This window comes from Roseburia porci (assembly GCF_009695765.1).
Classification (GTDB): domain Bacteria; phylum Bacillota; class Clostridia; order Lachnospirales; family Lachnospiraceae; genus Roseburia; species Roseburia porci.
This window is the reverse complement of sequence record NZ_VUNI01000041.1, coordinates 1-6271: the sequence shown is the minus strand read 5'-3', so window position 1 is coordinate 6271 and position 6271 is coordinate 1. Positions and strand designations below refer to the sequence as shown.

The window sequence follows — 6271 nt, the reverse complement described above, 5'->3', positions numbered from 1 at the left end:
CATGTGCCCACTTCTTTGGATACCCCAACGATGGAATGTCCAAAATCAGGGATATCATCTTTGTGTAGGTGTCTAAAAAATAGGCACTACACTAATTCAAAATGTCCTTGACAAGGGGTACAGTTTAGTGCCCTGACACCTTCATCCAACAGAACTGCCAGAAACACTCCTAAGATTCCCAATCTACAAACAAATACCAAGACTGATGCTACACCCACGATCCAAATCGTTCCAAAAATCTGAGTAAACAACATCCACTTTGTATTTCCGCTTCCACGAATGGCATTTCCGATAATAATATTTCCGGATTTCGAGAACAGATTTATACCAATCAGCAGCAAATAGCCTCCACAACTGGCAATAACTGTTTTATCACTGGTAAACAATGATAAAATCTGTTCCGGGAACAACACTGCTCCAACAATCATTACCAATCTCAGAATCGTATATCGCTTTGACCTTCATATCAACGCCCATACCTTTGTCCTCCTCCCCTTTCAAATGAGCGGTTCTCCATTTCATAATGCAGGTTAAAATCATCTACCCAACCCTTATCGGTCATTCCAATCTCCTTAAGCTTTGCAACACATTCATAAGAACTGGCTTCTTTATCAAACCGAAATTCTTTGGAATCGTTATAAAATCCCTGAAGAAAGTGTCCCAACTGAATATCATCCAGACAGAATCTCGCAGATACAGTTACATTTGCTGCCCTGTAATACTCTGTGAAGTTATCTGCTTCACCAAGTGTCCTTCCAAGCTGCAACAAATTTTCTGCAAGCTCTGACATGTCATCAACTGCTATAAAACTCTTATAATCATCCAGAGTCATCAGCATATTTGTCTCTGTTCCCATGTCGTTTTCTGTTACCAGTATCATATCTTTTAAATCCATTCTTACCTCCAGTCTCAGAGAGGGACTATGCCCTCTCTGCAAATTTCCTGTTATGGTCTTCCTATCACAACAATCTTTCCTGTGCTTGCCACATCCCGGTATACCACACCAAGACTTTCATTAAGTGCCTCTACCACTTTGCCATTTCCGACATATACTGCCACATGGCTGATGTTCTTATATCTTCCATTGCTTGTAAAACTATAAAAGATTAGGTCTCCCGGCTGTAACTCATCAAAGGAGACTGTCTTTCCGGCTTCATCCAGTCCCTGTGCCTCCGCTGCCGCTGTAGTTGCACCGCCGTAACTAATATCCACACCTGCATCCTTCCACGAATAATAGGCTAAGGAGCTGCAGTCATAATAGTTACCGCTGTCTCTTAAATCCTGACTATAAGGAAAACCAACTCTGTGTAGTACATAGGAGCAGACTGTTTTCTGCCTGCTGTCTGTAATTTCGTTTAGGATGGCATTGATTTCATCCTCAGTCATGGAGCTTACTCCCGGACTGCCGCCTCCACCTCCACTTCCGCTTCCGGCATATCCAAGCTGTCCCATAAACTCCGGACTCATGATCTGCTCAAGCATTTCCACATGATCAGAGTTAAACCCATAGACTGAAATCATATCCCTGTACGATTTCAGCGTTACATTCACATACAGAACAGACTTCGTGACAGTAGTCACATTGCCGTCTGCATCTGTTTCTTCCACATCCTTTGTTCCGGTGCTTGTGGTGTATGAACACATATCATTTACTACTGCCTGCAGCCAGCCTTTTGAAGTGTCATTCATGACTGTTGCAGTATCTCCGACGCCATGCTTGACCATATAGACTGCCATGATGTCATAGTAATTGCTTGGATTTTCTTCCATACCTTCATAGTCCACATATACAAGCTCTCCAAGGTCATATCCGGTATGCTCATTCACTTTCGTGTTCACATCCCGGTTAAACTCCTGCACATAAGCACTCGTTACTGTCTGCACGGTATCTCCTGATTCAAGTGGTGGCAGGAATAAAGCAAATGGAGAATTGTAAAGGATTGCTATCACCGCTATAACCGGAACCGCAATCATGGCAACTACAAGAACAAGTAATAAAAGCACCAATCCTATAATCGGTACAGCTGCCTTTACCCAGGTAATCGCTTTTCGCACAATCAGATCCTTTACCAGCTTTGCCACGCTATCCGTCTGATTCTCCTGTGCTTTCATCTTATCCAGAAAGTACTTTATCTTCCTGCTCCGGTTGGTCATCTTTTCATCCTTGACCTCTATGGACACACCTGCAGCATATCCGGCTGCCATGCCGATTGCAGTACCAACTCCCGGTGCAACCGCTGTTCCTGCCGCCGTAGCAGCTGCCTTTGTCGCAGTTTTTGTTGCAACCTTGGCAGTTGTCTTGGCTGTTTCTTTTGCTGTCTCTTTAGCTACCGCCTTAGCAGTATCTTTGGTAGCTTTCTTTGCTGTCTTTTTTGCCAGCTTCTTTCCTGCCTCTACCTTCTTGATTCGCTTCTTTGCCTCGACTGCCGCCTTTTTCCTGAAAAGTGCTGCACCCTTAGAAGCAGTTCCGGTAACAGGGCGGCTTGCTTCATATGCAAGATATGCTGCCTGCGATACCTCCTCACCGCCTTCCACCTGCTCTGTTACTGCCCCGGCTGCAAGTGCTCCAGTTCTTCCTGCAATGTGAAGATTCGTGTTCTTGATCTTGATGGAAGTGTTGGATTCTTTAAGGTTTCGCTTAAATCTTGATAGTCCCTTATTCTTCGGCTCCGACTGATGAATGGTACTCTTGCGATAGGACTTCTTTTTATCATCAGATACCTTTGCACCGATAGTCTTAGGACCTCTCTCTACTGTATAGATGTTGCTGCCTTTAATCTTGGCTCCCTTTGGTTCGTGGGCATGAATCTTGGCTTTCTCCTTGGTGTGAATGACCATCGGTTTGTCATCAACCTTTCTAATTTTCAATTTTCTCACCTCCTACTTTGAAAAATAAAATAAGCCGCTAGGGAGCAAAAATTACTCCTTAACGGCTATGTAAAATCATTCAATATTCAATTATTTAAAGAAACATGAAACTGGAAGTTGTTGGGTTCTTTACATAGATTAAATATCAATTTATAAATCAAACTCGTCTTCTATCTTTTCCTGTTCGTCTATAATATTCATCCTTATCTGCATACATCAACTTATCAGCCATTGCCTTAATTTCTTCAAAATTAAGTTCTATATGCTCTGAACAAACAACTACTCCCTTAGACACACTAAGTTCAGAAATAAGATTTCCCTGGAAGTTTTCAGTTAAATAATCAAATGTCTTAACTGCATCCTGTGCTTCTTCTCTCGTTCCTCTCAGTAATGCAACAAACTCATCGCCACCTACACGATACGTCCTTCCAAGACCTGAGAATGCATTATCCATACACTTCGAAGCGCCAATAATTAACTCATCCCCTGCTTCATGACCAATATTATCATTAACTGCTTTTAAACCGTTCAAATCCATCATAATAAGAACGTATTCTATTAAGTTATTATTTTTCTTGATTATTTCACAGTCAACTTCAAACCCTCGTCTATTATATAAGCCTGTAAGCTCGTCCTTTATAGATGCTTCATATCTTCTGTTGTATGCATCCTTTGCCTTCTTCTCTCTCATACTAATAATAACAAATGAAGTTGCCATTATTAATACGCCTGCAATAAAGATTAAAACAATTGGAAGTATAATTTTATTTACATCCAATTTAACAGGATTATTATCTCTTATTACTATATACCAATCAAATCCTTCGAGATACTTGGTCATATAACAGCCATTCTCCGATAACTGATAATAAAAATCATCATCTGATATATTGTCAAAATATGAATTATCCAAGTAGCCTGTTTCTATAGAACTTACATCCGTATCAACCTGTATAAGTCCATCATGATTAACTAAATATACTTTGATATTGTACTCTTCCTCGAACCTGGCAAGTATGTCTACAAGGTCATTCATATCAACTCCGACACCACATGCTCCCAAAATGTCTCCATTCGTGTCAATAATACCGTAATTAATAAACACCGAAAGATTCCCGTTATTATCTTCATCAGTATCAACATTAACTATATATCTTTTCCCTGAATCCAAGTAATCCTTATACCATATATCATGGCTGTCATTTTCAACATCAAGATACCTACTTATTCCATTATATGTATAATATGCTCTTGTTTTATCCGAAACAACAAATACCATTTTATAATCAAATTCATTACCAATGGATACCAGACGATTAGTTATATCGTCTTTGACACCATCCGCCTCTTCTCTGGTTTTCCCCTCTATATAGGTTCTTATATCAATATCACTGCTAATCGTCTGAGAAACAGTAATTGGCTTAATAAATTCATTCTCAATCTTTGCTGAAACCATCTGCGCAATTGTTCTGCTCTGTATTTCAGAGTTTTCCTTAGTTACCTGCTGAATCGCATTCACACATGCTATGATGGAAACACTCATGCTAAGCAGCATTATGATAAACATAATAACAGCATCAAATCTGCTGTCATTAATCATATTCGTATGTTCATCCCCATTATGAGACCAATCATACATATATGCAGCAAACATTACGAATGAACCTATTCCCAGTCCTAAATTGGTTATAGAAAATCCATAAATAAAGGACTGTACAACTGTTGCAATTATTGGAATAAACGAAAACAGCATCATTGAAATGAAGCTTCGTTTTTCCAAATACTTTCTATACTTAATCGCCATACCTGCTCCTATAAATATGACGACAAGTGATATTAGTGTATATACATACCAGGAATTATTCCTGTGATAATAATTTGCCTCATCGAAATAATACATCCATGGATAAAACAAATTAACCACAACAATGAAAATATTAATGCACGAAAAGATATTGGCAATTTTAACACTATTGCCACTTACTTCAGCACCTTTTTCAACAAAAACAGAACTAACATACCTAACATAGGTATTTGCCATTGCTATGTTCATAGCAAATACCATAAGATTAGCAATTCTAGTTACTAAAATATTAAAAGAACCAAGGTTACCTCTAAAAATATATGCCAAAGACTCTCCAAAAAACAGAACTGTAGCAATAAGAAATAATCGAACGAACATCCTCATACTCTTCTGTTTTGGATTATTTGCTTTAATTGAAACAAACATTATTAGACAGAACAAACAAAAGAACATATCCATTGTTGCCTGTGCAATTTCAAGACTTGTAATATTCATCTATTTTTCTCCTCGTCGGTTGATACTCTTTTTTACCTTATATTTGAATTGATGGATAATGCTTGTTTTTTCTTCTTATACAAGATTACTGTTTTTTCTTCGAAAGGTAAATTTATCAATTCTGCAAATTCAAATTTTCTTTTCCCTAATAATTACAAATATTCCTTGGAAATTGCTTCCACACCATACATTTCCATAAATGCATCCCCAATCAACATATTCTCGTCAAAGTGTACGATATGCATATCTTAAAATCCAGCCACATGTTCTCCGGTACAAATGATACATTTTAGAACTGCTTCCTTATTTATTTTTCATATCGAATCTTATATGCTTTTTTCTTAAAAATAGGGAATATCTAATTTATTATCATCAAGGTCGGATATTCATCCGACCTCTTGATTATACTATAGATTCTATAAAAATTCATCTGTTATCACTGCAGCATTGCTTCTTTTTTCTTCTGTTCCGCAATCTTCTCATGAATGTTGGTATTATACAGCCTGTACAAATCTGTATCCTTACTGATCTGATTATCAAACGGAATCACCACCGAGCCACACTTGATAAGTCCCATTCCCGATGCGGTATTGGTTACAAATCTAAGCTGTGCCTCTGATACTCCGATAACCTCTGCCATCTTGGAACTGTCTGTATTCGCCTGCTTTAAAAGTGCCACAAACTCTGAGTTTGCAAGCATTGTGGTTGCTGTGTAATTCTGCAACAGATCGACGACATTCTGCGTGATACCGGTACAAAGACCTCCCTGCTTTCTTACCTTCTTCCAGAGCTGCTGCAGATATTTTGCAGAATACTCCGAATTAAGCAGGACATGGAACTCATCAATATAGAGCCATGTTGCCTTGCCTCGCTTACCATTCTCAACAATCCTGTTCTGAATGGACTCCATCATAACAAGCATTGTGATAGGACTAAGCTCTGTACCTAAGTCCCTGATGCCATAGACTGTAAATCTATTATCCACATCCACATTTGTCTGGTGGTTGAAGATGTTAAGCGAACCATTTACAAAAAGTTCCAAAGACAATGCAATGTCTTTTGCCTCGTCCTCCGGCTGTGCCATGAGAATATCGTAAAAATCAC

Annotated in this window: 4 protein-coding genes and 1 pseudogene; all 5 read right to left on the bottom strand. The window is 38.8% G+C overall.

Features of this window, described 5'->3' with window-relative positions:
* Window positions 1–86: 86 nt before the first annotated feature.
* A complete protein-coding gene (locus tag FYJ75_RS14065; protein ID WP_268878609.1) occupies window positions 87–434 on the bottom strand; it encodes an MATE family efflux transporter in 348 nt (115 codons plus the stop codon).
* A 56-nt stretch (window positions 435–490) separates the two neighbouring features.
* A pseudogene (locus FYJ75_RS14060) lies at window positions 491–895 on the bottom strand (hypothetical protein); the annotation flags it as partial.
* A gap of 50 nt (window positions 896–945) precedes the next feature.
* Window positions 946–2838 carry a C40 family peptidase gene (locus FYJ75_RS14055; RefSeq protein WP_154431037.1) on the bottom strand — a complete coding sequence of 631 codons (1893 nt, stop codon included), beginning with the start codon at window positions 2836–2838 and terminating at the stop codon, window positions 946–948.
* A gap of 187 nt (window positions 2839–3025) precedes the next feature.
* Window positions 3026–5167, bottom strand: a complete 2142-nt coding sequence (locus FYJ75_RS14050; protein WP_154431035.1) for a sensor domain-containing diguanylate cyclase — start codon at window positions 5165–5167, stop codon at window positions 3026–3028.
* Window positions 5168–5603: 436 nt separating this feature from the next.
* Window positions 5604–6271: VirB4 family type IV secretion system protein (locus FYJ75_RS14045; RefSeq protein WP_408638938.1), on the bottom strand; the 668-nt coding region annotated here is incomplete at its 5' end.

Coding starts and splice junctions, on each gene's coding strand:
- FYJ75_RS14055 (WP_154431037.1), bottom strand. CDS start 2,838: ATGGTCATTCACACCAAGGAGAAAGCCAAGATTCATGCCCACGAACCA.
- FYJ75_RS14050 (WP_154431035.1), bottom strand. CDS start 5,167: ATGAATATTACAAGTCTTGAAATTGCACAGGCAACAATGGATATGTTC.